This window comes from Ensifer adhaerens (genome assembly GCF_001270265.1).
In the GTDB taxonomy this organism is placed as follows: Bacteria; Pseudomonadota; Alphaproteobacteria; order Rhizobiales; family Rhizobiaceae; genus Ensifer; species Ensifer adhaerens_B.
Genome location: NZ_LGAP01000047.1, coordinates 1 through 17,379 on the forward strand (window position 1 = coordinate 1; position 17,379 = coordinate 17,379).

20 protein-coding genes and 1 pseudogene are annotated in these 17,379 nt (G+C 60.1%); 11 read left to right on the forward strand and 10 right to left on the reverse strand.

The features are described from left to right. Window positions 1-173: pseudogene (locus AC244_RS38425) on the forward strand (aldehyde-activating protein); the annotation flags it as partial. 20 nt (window positions 174-193) lie between these two features. Here AC244_RS38425 and AC244_RS38430 read toward each other — a convergent pair. Then, complete coding sequence (locus AC244_RS38430) at window positions 194-439, reverse strand: hypothetical protein (protein ID WP_234717111.1); 246 nt, start codon at window positions 437-439, stop codon at window positions 194-196. On the opposite strand from AC244_RS38430, the gene AC244_RS32960 reads away from it, so the two are divergent. The 4 genes from AC244_RS32960 (at window position 344) to AC244_RS32980 (ending at window position 5,142) form a co-directional block, all read left to right on the forward strand. After that, window positions 344-1,639, forward strand: a complete 1,296-nt coding sequence (locus tag AC244_RS32960) for an FAD-binding oxidoreductase (protein WP_234717109.1) — start codon at window positions 344-346, stop codon at window positions 1,637-1,639. The genes AC244_RS38430 and AC244_RS32960 overlap by 96 nt on opposite strands. A 336-nt stretch (window positions 1,640-1,975) precedes the next feature. Further along, window positions 1,976-2,803: a transporter substrate-binding domain-containing protein gene (locus tag AC244_RS32970; RefSeq protein WP_053253042.1), complete on the forward strand. Its 828-nt coding sequence runs from the start codon at window positions 1,976-1,978 to the stop codon at window positions 2,801-2,803. Window positions 2,804-2,867: 64 nt separating this feature from the next. Next, window positions 2,868-4,148 carry an NAD(P)/FAD-dependent oxidoreductase gene (locus AC244_RS32975; protein ID WP_053253043.1) on the forward strand — a complete coding sequence of 427 codons (1,281 nt, stop codon included), beginning with the start codon at window positions 2,868-2,870 and terminating at the stop codon, window positions 4,146-4,148. A 22-nt stretch (window positions 4,149-4,170) separates the two neighbouring features. Beyond that, a complete protein-coding gene (locus tag AC244_RS32980; RefSeq protein WP_053253044.1) occupies window positions 4,171-5,142 on the forward strand; it encodes an amino acid ABC transporter permease in 972 nt (323 codons plus the stop codon). 159 nt (window positions 5,143-5,301) lie between these two features. On the opposite strand, the gene AC244_RS32985 is transcribed toward AC244_RS32980, so the two are convergent. Together AC244_RS32985 and AC244_RS32990 are read right to left on the reverse strand one after the other, a co-directional pair. Beyond that, window positions 5,302-6,114 carry a PfkB family carbohydrate kinase gene (locus AC244_RS32985; RefSeq protein ID WP_053253078.1) on the reverse strand — a complete coding sequence of 271 codons (813 nt, stop codon included), beginning with the start codon at window positions 6,112-6,114 and terminating at the stop codon, window positions 5,302-5,304. 83 nt (window positions 6,115-6,197) lie between these two features. Continuing rightward, the gene (locus AC244_RS32990) at window positions 6,198-7,211 is read right to left on the reverse strand and encodes an SIS domain-containing protein (protein ID WP_053253045.1); all 1,014 of its coding nucleotides are present in this window, start codon (window positions 7,209-7,211) and stop codon (window positions 6,198-6,200) included. Window positions 7,212-7,428: 217 nt separating this feature from the next. Between AC244_RS32990 and AC244_RS32995 the strand changes: the two genes are divergently transcribed. Further along, complete coding sequence (locus AC244_RS32995) at window positions 7,429-8,160, forward strand: GntR family transcriptional regulator (RefSeq protein ID WP_053253046.1); 732 nt, start codon at window positions 7,429-7,431, stop codon at window positions 8,158-8,160. A gap of 48 nt (window positions 8,161-8,208) precedes the next feature. Here the strand turns inward: AC244_RS32995 and AC244_RS33000 are convergent, their stop codons facing one another. Both AC244_RS33000 and AC244_RS33005 read right to left on the reverse strand, forming a co-directional pair. Then, complete coding sequence (locus AC244_RS33000) at window positions 8,209-9,738, reverse strand: FAD-dependent oxidoreductase (protein ID WP_053253047.1); 1,530 nt, start codon at window positions 9,736-9,738, stop codon at window positions 8,209-8,211. A 63-nt stretch (window positions 9,739-9,801) separates the two neighbouring features. Further along, window positions 9,802-10,515 carry an RNA polymerase sigma factor gene (locus AC244_RS33005; RefSeq protein ID WP_053253048.1) on the reverse strand — a complete coding sequence of 238 codons (714 nt, stop codon included), beginning with the start codon at window positions 10,513-10,515 and terminating at the stop codon, window positions 9,802-9,804. Window positions 10,516-10,874: 359 nt separating this feature from the next. Between AC244_RS33005 and AC244_RS33010 the strand changes: the two genes are divergently transcribed. The 5 genes from AC244_RS33010 (at window position 10,875) to AC244_RS33030 (ending at window position 13,131) form a co-directional block, all read left to right on the forward strand. After that, window positions 10,875-11,069, forward strand: coding sequence for a hypothetical protein (locus AC244_RS33010; protein ID WP_053253049.1), 195 nt, complete (start codon window positions 10,875-10,877; stop codon window positions 11,067-11,069). 147 nt (window positions 11,070-11,216) lie between these two features. Beyond that, window positions 11,217-11,534: a hypothetical protein gene (locus tag AC244_RS33015; protein WP_053253050.1), complete on the forward strand. Its 318-nt coding sequence runs from the start codon at window positions 11,217-11,219 to the stop codon at window positions 11,532-11,534. 64 nt (window positions 11,535-11,598) lie between these two features. After that, window positions 11,599-11,934 carry a hypothetical protein gene (locus AC244_RS33020; RefSeq protein ID WP_053253051.1) on the forward strand — a complete coding sequence of 112 codons (336 nt, stop codon included), beginning with the start codon at window positions 11,599-11,601 and terminating at the stop codon, window positions 11,932-11,934. Window positions 11,935-12,072: 138 nt separating this feature from the next. Next, entirely contained in the window at window positions 12,073-12,576 is a 504-nt protein-coding gene (locus AC244_RS33025) for a ferritin-like domain-containing protein (protein WP_053253052.1), read from the forward strand. 246 nt (window positions 12,577-12,822) lie between these two features. Then, window positions 12,823-13,131, forward strand: coding sequence for a hypothetical protein (locus AC244_RS33030; RefSeq protein ID WP_053253053.1), 309 nt, complete (start codon window positions 12,823-12,825; stop codon window positions 13,129-13,131). Between the two features lie 232 nt (window positions 13,132-13,363). Here the strand turns inward: AC244_RS33030 and AC244_RS33035 are convergent, their stop codons facing one another. The 5 genes from AC244_RS33035 to AC244_RS37335 form a co-directional block, all read right to left on the reverse strand. Further along, on the reverse strand, window positions 13,364-14,476 hold the full coding sequence (locus AC244_RS33035) for an AI-2E family transporter (RefSeq protein ID WP_053253054.1): 1,113 nt from the start codon (window positions 14,474-14,476) through the stop codon (window positions 13,364-13,366). 740 nt (window positions 14,477-15,216) lie between these two features. Continuing rightward, on the reverse strand, window positions 15,217-15,588 hold the full coding sequence (locus tag AC244_RS33040) for a hypothetical protein (RefSeq protein ID WP_053253055.1): 372 nt from the start codon (window positions 15,586-15,588) through the stop codon (window positions 15,217-15,219). A gap of 537 nt (window positions 15,589-16,125) precedes the next feature. Next, a complete protein-coding gene (locus tag AC244_RS33045; RefSeq protein WP_053253056.1) occupies window positions 16,126-16,359 on the reverse strand; it encodes a hypothetical protein in 234 nt (77 codons plus the stop codon). A gap of 400 nt (window positions 16,360-16,759) precedes the next feature. After that, on the reverse strand, window positions 16,760-16,918 hold the full coding sequence (locus AC244_RS37330) for a hypothetical protein (RefSeq protein WP_161807931.1): 159 nt from the start codon (window positions 16,916-16,918) through the stop codon (window positions 16,760-16,762). A gap of 54 nt (window positions 16,919-16,972) precedes the next feature. Beyond that, window positions 16,973-17,146 carry a hypothetical protein gene (locus AC244_RS37335; protein WP_161807932.1) on the reverse strand — a complete coding sequence of 58 codons (174 nt, stop codon included), beginning with the start codon at window positions 17,144-17,146 and terminating at the stop codon, window positions 16,973-16,975. Window positions 17,147-17,379 lie beyond the last annotated feature (233 nt).

Genomic DNA, 17,379 nt, shown 5'->3' on the forward strand with positions numbered 1-17,379 from the left:
TCGTGTCTTCGATCATCGAGAGTGGATACGATCCGGCAAAGATGGATAGTGTGCGTGCCCGGCTGCGCGAATTGGGTCTGGAGCCCTATGACTGCCTCAATCCCGTTCTGATGGACGTTATCGCCACTTGGGCGGCGAAGAAGAGTGGCGCGCTTAAGACTGACACGGCCTGAAAGACTTTACCGCCAGCGCCTTATCGTTCTCGATATCCACCAACAGGTAACAAAGAATGCATAGCCTGCACCCCGAATTCAAGGCCGAACTCCGTAAAATTGTCGGTGAAGGAAATCTCAAGGACGGAGAGGCCATTTCCACGATCGACCACGGAGTTGCGACGGAAAACCTGGGTGCAGGCGCTGTTGTCCAGCCGAGAACCACCGAGGAGGTTGCTGCCGTCGTCAAATGTTGCCTCGGCAACGGGGTCTCGCTCGTCACTCATGGAGGACGAACCGGGCTCGTAGGCGGGGCGATGTCTCGGCCGGGCGAACTGGTGCTTTCAACCGCCCGCCTCAATCGGATCCTGCATATTTCGCCGGTCGAGCGCGTTGCGGTCGTGGAGGCTGGCGTGACGCTACAGACGCTGCAAGTGGCGGCTGCGGAGCATCGACTTGAAACAGGGATCGATTTGCCGTCGCGCGGTTCGGCAACGATCGGAGGCATGGCCTCGACGAATGCCGGGGGTATTGCAGCCTTTCGGTTCGGGGTTATGCGGCATCGCATTCTTGGTCTGGAGGCCGTGCTCGCGGATGGCTCGATCTATTCCGACCTTACACGGGTCGTGAAAAACGCCGCTGGCTATGATTTAAAACATCTTTTCGTGGGGGCCGAAGGTACGCTCGGCATCATAACGCGCATTGCCGTCAAACTCGAACCCCAGCCCTCTGCCACAGCAACAGCCCTCTTTGGCTTACCATCGGTGGATGCCGTGCTCGAGACGGTTCGTCGAGGGCTCGACGCCGAATATGGTCATCTACGCGCGGCGGAGGCGATCTGGAATAGCTATTTCCGCCTGACATCCGGCCACCATCGCTGGTCAGCGACGGACTACAATGCCGACCATCCAGTCAACCTGTTGGTCTCGCTCGGCGGGGCCGAAGAGGCAGCGTTGCAATCGGAACTCGGACGTATCTATGAAGACCTCATCGAAGCTCGCCCCGACGTCTCGGCCGTGATTGCGTCCTCGGGCACGCAGGAGGCGGATCTCTGGCGGCTACGCGAAGACACGGACCTCATCTACCGAAAGCATCCGAGCGCACCGTCCTACGACGTCTCGGTCCCTCTTTCGCAAGTCGGGTGCTATCTCGATCGCTGCCTTGCGGATCTCAGGAAAGTGGATGCCGCGCTCGATCCCTACGTGTTCGGCCATCTTGCCGACGGAAATCTCCATATCGTCCTCAACGCGGCCGGCAGTGACATTCCGGGCGAAAAGGAGAAAGCCATCGAGAAGGTGGTGTACCGGGACATAGTTGCGATCGGCGGGTCGTTCTCTGCCGAGCATGGGATTGGCACCAAGAGAGTGGGGTCACTGTCAGCCACATCGAATTCGGTCAAGCTAGCGCTGATGTATCGGGTCAAGGACGCGCTCGATGCATCGGCGATCCTCAATCCCGGAAAGGTGTTGCGCGCGGACGCGCTTTAGATCACTTCATTGAAACAGTGAAATGATCTAACTCTTTGAAATTACGCAATTCCGGACGGAAAGCCGTTTCACACTTTTCCTGGAATCGCTCGAGAGGCTGACCTTCCTTAAAATGGGGCAAGGCGGCCGCTACGTGCAAAGCCAATCTCTGCGACGATTTCAAATGCTCCTGCTTAAGATTGCCATTCATCACTGAAACATATGATTTTATCTTATTCTTTCATGATTTCGTCCTCTCGACGGCCTTGACTCCAGAATGCGAGCACTGACACATTCAGTTGTCAGACATCTTACATAAAAAGGGATCGTGGCTGACGGATCGAGTAGGAGGATCATGTGAGGAAGCTCTTTGTACGACTGGCCGTAGGCGCCGCATTCGTCGCCACGGCCGCCGCTGCCCATGCCGGGCAGACACTTGACCGCGTCAACGAAAAGAAGGCGATGGTCGTCGCCACCAACAGCGGCTGGCCGCCCCAGAGTTATCTGGACGATAGCAACGAGATGGTCGGCTTCGATATCGACGTCTCCCGCGAAATCGCCAAGCGCCTCGGCGTCGAGGTGAGCTTCGAGACGCCGGACTGGGCAACGCTGACCGGCGGCCGTTGGCAGGGACGCTACGATCTCGGCGTCGGTTCCGTAACACCGACCAAAGCGCGCGCGCAGGTCATCGATTTCGTCGGCATCTACTACTACAGCCCCTATGTCTATGTCGTGCACAAGGACAGCGAGGCGAAGTCCGTAACCGACCTCAACGGCAAGGTCATCGGCGTCGAGACCGCGACGACGTCGGAAGACTTCATCAACCGCCGGCTGGAAATCGACGCGCCGGGCCTGCCGCCGATCGAATACAAACTGGAGCCGGGCGAAGTGCGAACCTTTGCCGATTCCATGCTGCCCTTCGACGATCTTCGTCTTGGCAGCGGTGTGCGCCTCGACGCGGTGATCGCGCCTGAGCAGACGGCCCTCAACGCCATCAAGAATGGCTATCCGCTCCGCAGCCTGGAAGGTGAATATGCCTTCCGCGAGCCGCTCGTCGTGATCGCCGAGAAAGTCGATCAGGACTGGACAGCAAAGGTCGGCAGCATCATCGAGGAGATGAAGAAGGACGGCACCCTCAGCTCGCTGACCACCAAGTGGTACGGCAAGGACTACAGTACGGACTGACGAGCATGGCGGCGTGGGCCGATCTGGCCCGCGCTGCAACACGCATCTGGGGGAGCCGCACGTCATGACCTATCCTGATACCTACTATAAACGCACCATGGTGGATCAGACAGCGCGCCCTGCGCTGTCGGGCTCGCACGATTGCGACGTCGTGATCGTCGGCGGCGGCCTCGCCGGACTGTCGACTGCCCTGCAACTGGCGCGAGCCGGCAAAAGCGTCACGGTTCTGGAAGCCGAAAGCGTGGGTTACGGCGCATCCGGCCGAAACGGCGGCTTCGTCAGCCCGGGCTACGCAACGGACGGCGACGAAATCGCACGTGTCACCGGCGAAGAAGCAGCCCGCAGCCTCCATCTGCTGTCGATCGAAGGCATGGAGTTCATCCGTGAAAACATCCGCGCCCTTCAGGTCGATGACGCGCAGCCGCAACCCGGCCTGATGAGCGTGCTGCGCTACGACGATGCGGCGAGGCTCAAGGCCTATGCGGAAGACACCAGCCGGCGTTACGGCTACGAACTCGAATTCATGGATCGCGACGCGGTCCGCGCAGTCCTCAAGTCGGACCGCTATTTCCAGGCATTGCGCAACCGCAATGCGTTCCACATGCACCCGCTGAACTATCTGCGCGCCATCGCCCGCGAGATCGAACGTCTTGGCGGCCGCATCTGCGAAAGGTCCGCGGTAAAATCCGCGGAGCTCGCAGGCGCACAGAAGCGGGTGAAAACGGCAAGTGGAGGCGTGACGGCCCGCGATGTCGTCTTCACGACAGGTGGTTATACCGGATCGCTCAACGGAAAGCTGAAGCGCTCCTTCCTGCCGATCGCGACCTACGTCATGGTCAGCGAGGATGCGCCGGATCTTATCGCATCGGCGATCGCAACGAAGGACGCCATCGGCGACAACCGCCGCGCGGGCGACTACTACCGCGTGATCGATGGCGGCCGGCGCCTCTTGTGGGGCGGTCGCATAACCACTCGCGCAGCCTCGACGGACGCGCTCGTGCGCGAACTGCGCGCCGAAATGGTCGGCACCTATCCGCAACTCGCCGGGTTGAAGACCGAAATCGCCTGGTCCGGCCTCATGTCCTACGCCCGCCATCTGATGCCCCAGATCGGGCGCATGAGCCCCGGCGTGTGGTATTGCACGGCCTTCGGCGGGCATGGCCTCAACACGACAGCGATCGGCGGCAAGGTCATCGCCGAAGGCATTCTCGGTGAGACCGAACGCTACAAGCTCTATGAACCGTTCGGCCTTGTCTGGGCGGGCGGGCTTGCCGGGCTTGCCGTCGCCCAGCTCACTTATTGGAAGCTCCAGGCACAGGATTGGTGGCGCGAGCGCGCCGCCTGAGACACGGGGAAAGGTCTGAACCATGATCGGTCGATTGATACTCATCTATCCCGAAGCCTCGCGCCGTGCCGGCACGCTGCTGATCCTCACCCTGGTGGTCCTTGCCCTCTACATGCTCGGCGTCAGCTCTGCCTGGATCGGCCATGTCCTGCCCGCCACGGCAGGTTGGCTTGGCGAAAACCCGACCATGGGGCGGCTGGTTTCGTCTCTCCTGATCGCGCTCATCGTTGCCGCCAACTGGAAGGCGTTGCGCCAGCTCTCACGGCGCCAGCAGGTGGTCGGCGTCTGGCTTGAGCTCTTCGTGCTTCTGATGCTCTTCTTCTACTCGTTCGACCTGTCCTTCGCCTTCATCGCCAAGAAGATCGGCTTTCTCATTTCACAGGGCGTAGTGACGACGCTCTACATTTCCGCAATCTCCATCGTGATCGCGACGGTCATCGCGTTGGCCGGCGCAATCGCCAAATTGTCCAGCAACGGTGTCGTCTACGGCCTCGCCACCTTCTACACCTCGCTGTTTCGCGGCCTGCCGCTCCTGATGCAGATCTACATCATCTATCTCGGCCTGCCGCAGGTCGGCTATGTGATCGGCGCGGTGCCTGCCGGCATCCTGGCGCTTTCGCTGTGCTACGGCGCCTACATGACGGAAATCTTCCGCGCCGGGATCCAGAGCATTTCACGCGGCCAGACGGAAGGCGCCACCGCACTCGGGCTCAGCCCCAACCAGACCCTGGCGCTCGTGATCCTACCGCAGGCGATGCGGGTCATCATTCCGCCGACCGGAAACCAGTTCATCGCCATGCTGAAGGACTCCTCCCTCGTCTCCGTCGTCGGCGTCTGGGAAATCATGTATCTCGCCCGCACCCAGGGCCAGACCGAGTTCCGCCACATCGAGATGCTGATCACCGCATCGATGATCTACTGGATCCTGTCGATCGGGCTGGAATACGCCCAGTCTCGCATCGAGGACCGCTTCGGTCGCTACAATGCCCGTTGACGCGCCCGCGGCGGCCCGCGGCGGCGCGTCGATCGTGCCGTCGAACAGCCGTCGTTGTTGTCGCCTTCGCGACCACCGATGCCATCGTGAAGGTCATGGCATCGGGGCTGCCGAATCATGCTTTCGGGCTTGCTCGTGCTGAAATAGTCGCCGGCCCCGTCAGAGGGGCTGTGGCAGCTGCGGAAAACCGCCGACATGCATGCAGGTCAGGGCAGCCCGGTCGCGCCCGGCCGCAAGGCAATCAGGTAGTGGCAGACCTGCAATACGGGCTGCGAGAAAGCCGGCAATGAAGCTGTCGCCGGCACCGGTCGTGTCGACCACCTCGACCGGCCGGATGCCGATCGAAACAGTTTGTCTTCCATCACCGACCATGGCCCCCTTGCTGCCCCGCGTGACGACGGCGAGCGGCACGCCGCATTCCAGCAGGCGTCGCAGCAAGCCGTCCGCCGTCGCGTCGTCGTCACCGGCGGAAGCGAAGGCGATCGTCAGGCCCTCGGTTCCCAGATTGACCGGATCGGCATTGACGGACACATCCTGGGACACACTGATACCGGCATCGGCGAGCGTGCGGCGCAAAACGCCCCCATCGTCCATCCAGCCGATATGCACGTGATCCATGGTCTTCAGGACGGCAATCTCGTCCGCGTCCGGCTCGTAGCCGGCGCAGACGCCGAAATCCTCGAAGGTGAAGACGCGGTCGCCGGAGGCAAGCACGTCAATCTCGGTATAGGCGGTGACGCCGAAACGTTCCCGCATATGCGTTAAGTCGACACCGTTGTCAGCCAGAAGATGCCGCGTTCGCCAGCCGGCCGGATCCGAACCGACGGCGCCGAAATAGTGCGAGACGTGGCCGAGCCGGGCGAGCTGTACCGCAACGTTGACAGCGTTGCCGCCAACAAGCGATTGCGAAAGCGGAGGCTGGAAGCGGTCTATGCAATTGTCGCCGACGGCGGCGAAGCGGAGGGTTTTCATGCGCATCTCGGGATAGGACGCCAAAGCCGCGAACGCGATGATGCGCATTCGCAGCTCCGGATTATCGCGTCAAGCAGCAAATATCAGTAGGCGACGCGCTTGTAGTAGCGCCTTGTCGTGAGCGGGTGGTTGCGCAGAACTTCGAGATGGGCGCTGATACGCTCCAGCACAGTCGCCAGCAGCACCGGCGACACCAGCGCCCGCACATCGGCCGAAACGCCGGGCAGTGCGAACTCGGCGGTGTCGAGAACGGTCAGCTTGTCGGTGTAGCCCGGCGCAAAGTTCTGGACGCGGTCGGCAATCGGGCGCGTGGCATCCTCGCCCTTGAAGAGAATGACGCTGACTCCCTTTTCGACGAGTTCGAGCGTGCCATGGAAAAAATCGGACGCGTGCACGGGACGGGTGCGGATCCACTGCATCTCCTCGAGGATGCACATGCCGTAGTAGAACGCTTCCGGCCAGACGTTCCCGGCACCGGTAATGATGTGATAATCCGAGCCGGCGAGGATCTTGGCAAAGGCCTCCGCCTTGGGCTCATAGGCCCGCTTCACCTCCAGCAGCAGCGCCGGCATGCGGGAGAGCTGGGTGACGATCTCGGCGTGGTTTTCGATCTCGCCACGATGGTTCAGGATCGCGAGCGCGATGAACAGCGACTGCAGATAGAAGGATTCGCAGGACGTATCGTCCTCGGCAAAGTTGACGAAGACGTGGTCTGCGCCCTTGCCGAGCGGCGTCTCCTCATGGCCGACCAGGGTCACAACGGTCGCACCGATTTCCTTCAGCCTGGCGAGAAGGGCCACACTTTCCTTCGTCGTGCCGGAAAGCGACGGCATGACGACGATCGACTTGTCCGTCAGGTGGGTCGAGCCTGTGAGCACCAGTTCCGCCGGCATGTCGATGAAGGCAGGAAAGCGCGAGCGCCGTTGCAGCAACTGAGCCGCGGGCTGCATCAGGATTGCCGCGCCGCCAGTGCCGAGGAAGAAGATGTTCTCCGCGCCCGCCGAAAGACAGGATACGATCACTGTTTCCAGGCGGCTCTGCAGCGCGACTGCGCCGGACTGGATACGGAGGAATCTCTGTTCGTCAAAATTCAGCATGGTTCTGCTCTCGGTGTTTGCAGGAAGCGATGGCTCTTTAGTTGTAAGACAACTGACATCGCGGGAAATGCCTGTCAAGACGGCTTTCCGCGATTTGTGGAAATGCCCGCGTGAAGCAAAGCGGACGCGCCTACAAGCCGGGCTTTCGTACACTTGACCGGCAAGGATCTGTCAGACAAGAACGGTCGGATGATCAACGACAACACGAGGCATAGAAGTGCTGGAGCCCCTTCGCGACTCGCGCACACTGGCCATCCAGCTTCGGGACCGGATTGCCGATCTCATCCGGTTGGAGGGGCTGAAACCGGGGGACAAGCTGCCCACGGAAGCGCAACTCACGCAGCGCTTCAAGATTTCCCGCCCGGCGCTGCGCGAAGCCCTGAAGCTGCTCGAACAGGACGACGTGATCTATGTCGAGCACGGCCGCGGCCGCTTCGTTTCGGCGCTCTCGGCCGCGCAGGTCGATCGCCCGATCACGGTCTTCGAGAGCGTCACCGACATGGCGCGCCACTACGGTTACACCACCGTCAACAAGGTGCTGTCGATTTCCGAGGAAACACCAGACGCGCGCGTCGCCGACAGCTTGCATCTCTCGCCCGCCAGCCGCGTGATCCGCATCGAGCGCATCCGTCTGCATGATGACGAGCCGATCCTCTACTGCATCGACTACGTTCCGCGCAGCATCATCCCGGCGAAGCTCTACGACCTCGACTGGAGCGGATCGCTGATGGACCTGCTCGAGGAATACGGCAGCCGCCCGCGCATGTCCGCCGCCAGCGTCTCCTCGGTCATGCTTCCCGATGACGTCGTCGAGCGCCATGACCTCAGGGATTTCGGGCCAGCCCTGCTTATCACCGAAACCTGCTTCACCGCAGCCGGCGTCCCGGTGAACTACGCGATTGACTATCACCGCGGCAGCCATTTCTCCTTTAGCCTGACGCGCAAGTAGGCGATATCCGAAGAACAGGCGTGCTGGACGCGATGTGGGAGCGTCGGCTTAATTTTTCGGGTTGCTGTATAAGTGGGCATGATATTCGAGCGCCTGCGCGTCACGGCCGATGGCCGCGACGGCGACGAGCTTGCCACCTTTCTTGTAGCTGACCAGGCAATCGCGCGCGGCGATGTCGCCATCAACCTCCAGTCTGTCCCAGCCCTCGGCATGGCCGACATAGCGGACCGTGACATCGTAGTGCGCGCTCCAGAAGAAGGGCACGTCCCGGAAGGGTTTCCCTGCTCCGAGCATGTTTTCCGCGGCAATCTGTCCCTGGCGTTCGGCGACCACCCAATGTTCGACCCGGTGGGTTTGACCGATCTGGCCGTCGCGCCAGCGCGCCACGTCGCCCGCAGCGAAGATGCCCGGTGCAGCTGTTTCGAGATAATCATCGACGAGGATGCCATGGTCGGTAGCGATACCCGCCGCTTCGGCGAGCGCGGTATTCGGCCGGACGCCCACGCCGATGATCACGAGATCGGCAGGCAGTTCGGCGCCACTGCTCAGCGTGACCGCGTCCGCTCCGATCGAAGCAAGCGAAGTGCCCATGTGGAACCTCACCCCGTGATTTTCGTGAAGTTCCCGGATGAAGTCGCCGAGTTCGGGGCCGAGCACCTTTTCCAGCGGTCGTACATCCAGCGAGACCGCCTGCACATCCAGCCCGCGTGCTCGTAGCGCAGCCGCTGTTTCCAGACCGATGAAGCTCGATCCCAGCACCACCGCCGATTTGGCCGATTTCGCCCGTTCGACGATGGCACGACTGTCGGCAAATGAGCGCATGGTAAAGACATTGGGCTGGTCCGCGCCGGGGATCGACAACCGCACTGGTTCGGCCCCCGTCGCAATGAGAAGGCGGTCGAAGGGGAAGGTGCGGTCGCCCGTAACCGTGACGACGCGCGCTGACACGTCGATCCCGCTCACTTCAGTCCCAAGCTGGAGATCGATGTTGCTCTCGCCGTAAAAACCTTCGGACTTGAGCGGCATCCATTCATCCGGCGCTTTGCCTGCCAGATAGTCCTTCGACAAGTTCGGGCGATCATAGGGCGCATCGGCATCCTGGCTCAGCATGGTGAGCCGCCCCTGATAGCCGCGCCGACGCAGCATCTCGGCGCAGGCAAATCCCGCCGCGCCGCCACCAATGATGACGATGTCCTGCGGCTGCCCCATGGCCGATCCAGCGCGCTGCGGCTCGGATGCAAAGCGCTCGCGGACCACGATCCGGTCGCCCTCGCGCTCGACCTGCCAGCAGGGCAGCGGATCGAAGGCAGGGGCGCCAAGCGCCTCGCCGGTGCGCAATGAAAAACAGGCATGGTGCAAGGGACAGCGCACCGTGTCACCGACGACGATACCCTTTTCCAGCGGCCCGCTATAGTGGGTGCAATTGGCCCCCACCGCCAGGATCTCATCGCCGACACGCACGAGCAGGACTGCCTTCTTGCCCACATGTCCGCGCAGCATCGGCGTGTCGCCGAAATTAGCAAGGGTGACGCCCTCGGTCAGATCGGGACCGACGTCCACGTTTGCATGTGAGGCCATGGCATTTCTCCTTCCACGCGACTCATCGTGACGGGGCGCGGCAAGCATTCCCCTGTTGAATGTTCACTCCTCGTCGGAAAGCCCCTCCGCTCTGCCTTTCGCCAGCGCGGCGGTGACAATGCGGTCACAACGGGCGCCATCGAAGCAGAAGGCGTCACCTAGGGCGGAATCCATTTCCTGAGCCAGGCTTTCGCGCAGCAGGCTTCGGGCGCGGAAGAAGCGGGTGCGCACGGTGGCCTCCGGAATTTCCAGCGCCAGCGCCACCTCCTCCACGCTCATCTCCTCGATCGCACGCAGCATGAAGACCGTCCGGAACGCCTCGGGAAGCAGGTCGATGCGCGCCTCCATCAGCTTGCGCATCTGTACGCGCATCATCGATTGCTCTGGGCCCCGGCCGGGCCCATCGGTCAGTGCCGCCTGGGTTTCGGGTTCGGAAGAAATCATGGCAACCTCTAACGGGATCACTTGCGCGCTCTTGCGCCGTAACCGCCCAAGCGCCTCATTGGTTGTGATGCGCACCAGCCAGGTCGAGAGTTTGCTCTCGGAACGGTAGCTGGGCAGGGCGCGCCAGGCGCGCAGATAGGCTTCCTGGACGACATCCTCCGCCTCGGCGTCGTTTCCGACAATGCTGCGCGCGGTGCGGAACAGAAGCTGATTGTGGCGCCGCATGATAGCCGCGAAGGCTGCTCCATCGCCGCTGGCGGAGCGCGAGATCAGTTGAGCCTCCGTGGCGTCTTCCGAAGGCCGAGGCGTCACCCGGCGAGATGGGACTTGCATATGTGCCTCCGTTCGTTGAATGGACGAAGAGACCGGTGCCGTGTTCTGTCACCGTCCCGATTGTCGGCGTCATGATCGTGAACTGCAATAGTATTGAGGTACACAACAGCCACACCGGTTCATGAGATCAATCTTTGCCTCGGTTCCGCAGGCTCAGAAACTCGCCGCGCAGGGCCGCATCTTCAAGGAAAGCACCTCGCATGACCGAGTTGGTCAATACGGACTGTTCGTCCTTCCCTATCTGGGAACCATATGCGTCCCACTCCGTTTAGGTATTACACATACATCATCTGACGCTTCCTCCGCCGCCTGACAAATGGCCGTTTTTGCGCCGAGATCCGACACGCGGGAGCGTTTCAATGACCAGGCATATCAAGTATGAAAGAGAGGCCCTGCTTCGCGGCTGGGATGCAGTCTATGATCTGGAAGAATTCATTCGGGCCTATCGTTTGCCACCGCTTACCGCGCGCGAAATCTTTGCAAAAGCCGGCCCCCGCAGGCTCGATCTAGCAAATGCCATGGATGCACAAGAGTTGGCAGCAAGGCACCATTAGTCGGTAACGCACTTACGTCTGACGTTTGACGGAAGTCTGTTGCCTCAGCGCAATATTGCGCGCAGGGTACTTCGTCGACAGCGATTGAAGCGGGCGCTGTCGCGAACGGGTCCTCATGTGCCTGTGCCCCAACCAAAGGAGGACGTCATGTCTTCCACCCATCCAGAACACTATCTTGATGCCGACGACCTCAGCCTATTGGTCGAGGTGCTTACCGCTGCGGGTTTCTACGGAACGACAGCCAAGGCAGATCCAAGTGGACGGCTTGCTGCCACGCGTTTCCTGATGACTGCGCTCGAAAACGGTATCGACAGCAGGGAAATGCTTGCTGCAGCCCTTGTCGAACGTGGCAATGCTTCAAGCGGAGAACATCAGACGCCTCAGCAGACGAAAGCCGAGGCGATTGACCGATGGGATGACGAAGGCGGCGCTATCTCAAGCGTCACCGCGAAGTCTCCTGCTTGACCGCCGGCTTGAACGGCTACCGATCGGCCGTCAGCCCTTCTTATGTTCCAAACGGGAGAATTCGATGCACACACTGCCCAGCCTGACGGGCCACCATCTCAGCCCCCGCGATCTTTCAGTGGTCCGGAGGGTTTTTGAAGCAACCTGTTTGAAGACACGGCTCCAGGAGCGCGGCATACAGGCCGATCGTCTGGCCAGATTCATCATGGATGAATTCCGGTTCGGCAACACGGATGAAGTGTCTCTTCTTGAATGTGCCCTGTGGCACGAGACGCGGCGCATTCCGTCCAAGGCGAAGAACCACTCTGTCGTCGACATCCGAACAGCAAGAACGCGTGAGGGCCGCGATCCCAGCCAAATGCGAAAAGCAGGTGCTCATCACGATCTAGGCGCTCGCTAGCCGTCTCACCCCTCCGACAGCTCGCGCCGTCCGCTAACCCTCTGACCTCTCATACCTGGCCGCCCCTCATGGGCAGCCAGCACGACCAGGCGCGTTGCCTGGAGCATGACAGAGAACCCTCTAACCACAGGAGCCATCATGGCCAAGGAAATCAAAACACTGGACGTGCTTTTTCACGACACATTGAAGGACGTCTACTTCGCCGAAAACAAGATCGTCGACACGCTGCCGAAGATGCGCGATGCCGCCAAGAGCAAGCCGCTCAAGGACGCGTTCATCAAGCATCTCAACGAGACAAAGGTTCATGTCGAGCGGCTGGAGGAGGTCTTCAAGATCATCGGCAAAAAGCCTGAAAAGAAGACATGTGACGCGATCATGGGCATCACCAAAGAAGGCGCCTCAGTCATGGACGAGTATGAAGGCTCGCCCGCGCTCGACGCCGGATTGCTTGCCGCCGCACAGGCTGTCGAACACTACGAAATGTCACGCTATGGCACCTTACGGACTTGGGCGCTGGAGCTGGGCATGAAAGATGCCGCCAAGCTTCTTCAGACGACGCTCGACGAAGAGCAGGCGACAGACATTGCTCTAACCGCGATCGCCACCAAGGTCGTAAATCAGTCTGCGGAAAAAGCGGCCTGACGCGAACATCAGCCCGGCTTGATCCTATCGAGCCGGGCAAGGCTACTGCGGTCTCGGCCGACTCGCACGAGAAGCGGATATAATCATGGGTTATATCCCGAGTGCTCCAGGGCGCGACACTGACGCAGGGGGCCAAATCTCGATTGCATTTGGCAGGAAGGAGACCACAGTGGTGTCAGGCAAATTTTCGAGCAGGCCCTAAGCCATAGCTTCCTGCGGATATGCCCCCAACCAAAGGAGGACCAAATGTCTTCCAACGTAGCTTCCCATGCTCCCATTCCCCTCAATACCGAGATGTTAAAGCGGGTGCTCGACACCGCCGGACTGTTCAACATCAGAAGCGCTTGGCACCGAGCGAAAAGACGGACCGCAACTCGATTTCTGATCGCGGCATTTCAGGGCGGCATGCACTCGGAGGCAGCGCTCGTCACCATTTTGATAAGCCAGATCGAGATGCTCTCCTCGCCTTTTTCGTCTGAAGATTTGGACCGGTGGGAAAACGAAGGTGGCGGCGTGGCGTTTGATCGCAACGCAACACCCGAAGCAATCCATTGACCGGATTGAGCACCAATTCTCGCGACATACATCCGGGAACTCCCAGCCCTCGTCTGCTTCCTGACGGCTAGCCAATTGCGAGGATCATGGAAACCGGGACAGCCCCTTCAAAAGGCTCGGCGCCTGGTTGATGCAGCAAACCTGCTCTTTTGAGACGATACCCAGCAGGGGCGTGAAATTCGACAACGTCAAGCGGGGCGTCAAAGCCATCGATTTTATCTTAGTTGGCAACTCAGCCCTTTGGGCCGGCTCCGATGTCCTCGGGCAGCACGGAGTGCGACGCCGATTGCGTCCGCTCTTCGAGTTCAGCTGCGACCCACTCGAGAAACAAATTGTATGCGACAGCCAACAAGGTGGGCCCAAGAAAAAGTCCAATCAGCCCAAAGGCCAGCACACCACCAACGAGCCCGAACAAGCCCAGCAACACCGGCAGGTTGCTGTTTTGGTTGAGCAGGTACGGACGAAGGAAGTTGTCAATACTGCTGACAAGAAGCAGGCCCCAGATGGCGATGAAGATCGCCCAGCCCATGGAACCTTGAAAGAGCAACCAAAGCGCAACAGGCCCCCACACGAAGGGCGGGCCCGCCGGCACGAATGACAGCGCGAAGGTCAGGCAGCCCAACAATAGGGGTTGAGGCACACCGGCGATCCAGAAACCGATGCCGGCCAGCAGGCCCTGCGCAAGTGCGGTTCCGATCATCCCGTAGACGACACCTTTCACGGTCATACCGATGACCGTCAGCAATCTCTTGGCCCGGGGACCGGCAACGCGCTCACTGATCTGGCGCATGAAGCCGATCATGCGGCGACCGTGCAGGAACAAAAAGAAGGTGATGAATATGCTGAGCGCGAGTTCAAGGAGGACGGCACCGAGGGCGGCTCCGCCTGCAAGAGCAATATCGGTGACAGGGCCTGTTAGTTTCTTGAGTTCGACGAGGAACGCTGGGGCATCATGAGCGAGGTTTTCCCAGTAGGCCGCCACGCCTTCGCCAATGATCGGCAGACCTCTAACCCAGTTGGGCGGCGCCGAAGGCCCCTCCTCCAAGACGTGCGTGATTCCCTCGGCCAGATTTTTCATGTCGTCGGCGAGCGCGGTCACAAGGAAGGCAAGTGGTGCAGCCAAAACAAAGACAACCAGCATCGTCATTATTGCTGCTGCAGCTGCGCGGTATCCTCCGACCGCACGTTCGCATTGGTGGTAGAGCGGCCACGTCGAGAAACAGATCACCGCAGCCCACAATATGGCCGACAGGAAGGGCCAAAGGACCAGGGCGCAAGCAACAAACAGCAGTGCAAGCGCACTGATACCGAGAACAGGCCCTATCCATCTGCGAAGATCTGACATTGCCCGATCCGCCTCCTTCTGCGGCGCCTTTCCACGACGGCTCCATACCCACTCGCCGCTCTGCGCGAACGCTGAGCGGCGAGTGGGTATGGCAAGCCGAATTGCACACGAACACGCGGAAATGCTGGCAGCTTAAGAGCGGCCGGAGTATACGCACACGCCGTTGGTTGCACGGCGGTTGTGCGGCCGTTTCGCTTCATCGCCACGCGGCGACGTCGAAGCGTCGCCCTTAGATCAGGGCCAGCGTTTCGCGGATCGTGCAAACGACGTCCCTGGGTGCGGGCAATCCGATGGACTGCCTGCACGGGACCGATGAGCATCGCAAACCAGAATTCGCTGCGCCGCTTTTTTTAAGCAAGGAGATCTGAGTGGCCGCAACGATGTGCGCTCGCGAACCCATATCGCGCGATGTCGGGTAATTGCCCCTTCAAGGACCTCCTCGGGATAAACCCGATCGGTCCAAGAAGGGCATGGACGAGTGTCCGTCCATTGACGAATGTTCAATACCAGCGCCCGCGACCGTACCAGCCACCGCTGAGCACGAGAACGATGAGAACTATGATGAGTAGTGTGGTGATATCCATTTGGGTCTCCTGGGAGTACCCTGGTTATCGTCAATCACGATGATGGACGATGCTGTTTGCGTGCTGTACTCCGACGTTATGTAACGCGCCAGACGTGTGTTCGTTCCAGCTCGAATTGAGGGCGGCCAGAAAGCCGCCCCTCATCGATTGGGTGCGCTATTTGGCGCGGCGCCAGACACCGTTGACGCCGTCACCTTTGACGTCTCCGGCCTTCTTGTCTTCGGCATAGGTGTAGAGCGGCTTACCATCGTAGGCCCACATCGCCTTACCGGCCGTATCCTTGACAAACGTCCATTCGCCTTCCGCCTTCGATTTTGCTGTGGCGTGGAAGGCCGGCCATTTCTTCAGGCAGTCGGCGTCGCAGTTCGATTGTCCTTTGGTGTCGTTGTCGAACGTGTAGAGGGTCATGCCCGTATCCGTGGTCATGACCTTGCCCACCTTCGTGTCGATCATCTTGGCTGGTTCAGCGGCAAAGGCCGACCATGACGTGACGGCAGCCACGCCCAATGCGATTAGAAAGGTTTTCATGATTTTTCCCATCGGGGATGCCGGCGGAATGCCAGTAGTGCCCGAAGTCTCACGCACGGAAACGCGTAGCTTCGGTGGCGGTTCCATGACGCACCAACTTAACGGTCTTGAAGTGCGCTGCAACAGCTCTGCAGATACTAGCGAAACCAGACGAGCTGTAGGTCGACAGCGTTTAATGAGGTCACTGGGTCAGACTGTCAGACTGTGTTGTCTGCGCGGAGCCTGTAAACATGGTCGTTGCGGGTCTAAATGCCCAAACCAGCAGGATACTCATCGAGACGACGAGCAGAGAGAAAAGGACGAGACGCTTTGACATGGCGCTTTCCTCCATAGTTGGAGCGCTGTGAATGCAGGTGGCAGCATTCGTCGCCGTTGTCAGGTCGAGCATTTCTGGCAAGGAGACGCGCGAGTCCTTATTTGTGGCCTCGCGGTCCGTGCGGTTAGGAGCGGTTTCAAGTATCCGGTCGCCGCATGGCAACGAAAGCAAGTGTACCACGTTTCTTGCTTGCGGGGGCAGCGGCGCGGCGGGCCGCCGCGTCAGACAATCAATTGCACGATGTGGGAGAAGGGCGTCATCGCCCACCTGCCGTTATCATCCTTGGACGTTCTGTAAATGATGAAGTCCCGGCCGATGGTGAACTTCCCATGCATGGTGATCTCGTTACCGGTGGAAAGCACGGCTCGAAGCTCGTTTGCTTGGCGTTTCTCAATTTGGTCACTGATCAAATCGGCTAGGACCTGATCCAAGATATCCGGCTTTGAATCAGTCAATGGATCCCCCCTCTCTTTTTGAGACACGTTGCGGCTGCAACGACCTCGGCACGGCAAACGCGACCGCCCGACTTTTGCTGCAGCTAATGATTGTGCTTAGCCAAGCGGCAAGGCAACGGGTTTTAAGACCGTGCTCGCGATTGTGCCTGAGTCGAAGCGAACGGCAAGACTGCAAGGACAGACCGGAAGGTGTGAGCGGTTAATGGGCGTGGTGGCGATCCGCGCGAGGTGCAGCGCAAATTCCCCTCGTCAACTGCTGGGTTGCGGCAAGAGACCTCGTTATCCCCCAACCAATGCTACCGCGCGGGATCACATGCATGGGCAGCGATTTTTCCAAACCGCCTCATTTCCACACATTGTTGGCTTCGACTTTGTGATCATACCGTTGTGTCGCCATGGTTCAGCGCAGTCCAACGTCGGTGTTCACGGCATGGCCTTGATCGGCCGCATGCGGCATGGGGGGAGGACCATCGGCGTCGCCCTGAGGCGGTCGGAATGCCCAGACAAGGATAACCGATGCTGCGACCAACAGCAGCGAAAAGACCAGGCGGGAGGGCATTACGACTCTCCTTAAACGAACGCGACCAAACGGTCGGGAGCCCGCACGAGCGGGTCATGAATCTCGGGCAAGAAACCGCAGCAGCGCCTTTTGCAACGTCTCGGCAGCCGTTCGGTTCAAGGCCACTTCGATCGGGCCTTTGTCGCATTCCAAGCAGAGCGTGCCGATCAGCGGCGCCTTATGGAGGATGATGATGTCGCTTTCGTAGAGCTTGTTCGGCTCGGACATGGCGGTCTCCAATTCCAAACAAGCAGCTTACCACATTCGCAGCTGGTGCGGGGCTTTATCCCCGCGAGATGGCGCCTGGTGATCACTCGGCGGTTCACGAGCCGCAATCTCCAGAGAAACATCGAACAAGCAGGACCAATAGGACAGTTCACATCCGCCAACAGGCACAACCGCCTCAATTGAAACTCAATCAGCGCGCTATGGTAGAGCCAAGTTGATTTGGCCGAATGTGG

What these genes read in the sequence shown, in the direction of transcription:
- AC244_RS38430 (WP_234717111.1), bottom strand. Translation starts at nt 439, where the DNA reads ATGAGTGACGAGCGAGACCCCGTTGCCGAGGCAACATTTGACGACGGC.
- AC244_RS32975 (WP_053253043.1), top strand. Translation starts at nt 2,868, where the DNA reads ATGACCTATCCTGATACCTACTATAAACGCACCATGGTGGATCAGACA.
- AC244_RS32980 (WP_053253044.1), top strand. Translation starts at nt 4,171, where the DNA reads ATGATCGGTCGATTGATACTCATCTATCCCGAAGCCTCGCGCCGTGCC.
- AC244_RS32985 (WP_053253078.1), bottom strand. Translation starts at nt 6,114, where the DNA reads ATGAAAACCCTCCGCTTCGCCGCCGTCGGCGACAATTGCATAGACCGC.
- AC244_RS32990 (WP_053253045.1), bottom strand. Translation starts at nt 7,211, where the DNA reads ATGCTGAATTTTGACGAACAGAGATTCCTCCGTATCCAGTCCGGCGCA.
- AC244_RS33000 (WP_053253047.1), bottom strand. Translation starts at nt 9,738, where the DNA reads ATGGCCTCACATGCAAACGTGGACGTCGGTCCCGATCTGACCGAGGGC.
- AC244_RS33005 (WP_053253048.1), bottom strand. Translation starts at nt 10,515, where the DNA reads ATGCAAGTCCCATCTCGCCGGGTGACGCCTCGGCCTTCGGAAGACGCC.
- AC244_RS33010 (WP_053253049.1), top strand. Translation starts at nt 10,875, where the DNA reads ATGACCAGGCATATCAAGTATGAAAGAGAGGCCCTGCTTCGCGGCTGG.
- AC244_RS33015 (WP_053253050.1), top strand. Translation starts at nt 11,217, where the DNA reads ATGTCTTCCACCCATCCAGAACACTATCTTGATGCCGACGACCTCAGC.
- AC244_RS33020 (WP_053253051.1), top strand. Translation starts at nt 11,599, where the DNA reads ATGCACACACTGCCCAGCCTGACGGGCCACCATCTCAGCCCCCGCGAT.
- AC244_RS33025 (WP_053253052.1), top strand. Translation starts at nt 12,073, where the DNA reads ATGGCCAAGGAAATCAAAACACTGGACGTGCTTTTTCACGACACATTG.
- AC244_RS33030 (WP_053253053.1), top strand. Translation starts at nt 12,823, where the DNA reads ATGTCTTCCAACGTAGCTTCCCATGCTCCCATTCCCCTCAATACCGAG.
- AC244_RS33035 (WP_053253054.1), bottom strand. Translation starts at nt 14,476, where the DNA reads ATGTCAGATCTTCGCAGATGGATAGGGCCTGTTCTCGGTATCAGTGCG.
- AC244_RS33040 (WP_053253055.1), bottom strand. Translation starts at nt 15,588, where the DNA reads ATGAAAACCTTTCTAATCGCATTGGGCGTGGCTGCCGTCACGTCATGG.
- AC244_RS37330 (WP_161807931.1), bottom strand. Translation starts at nt 16,918, where the DNA reads ATGCCCTCCCGCCTGGTCTTTTCGCTGCTGTTGGTCGCAGCATCGGTT.
- AC244_RS37335 (WP_161807932.1), bottom strand. Translation starts at nt 17,146, where the DNA reads ATGTCCGAGCCGAACAAGCTCTACGAAAGCGACATCATCATCCTCCAT.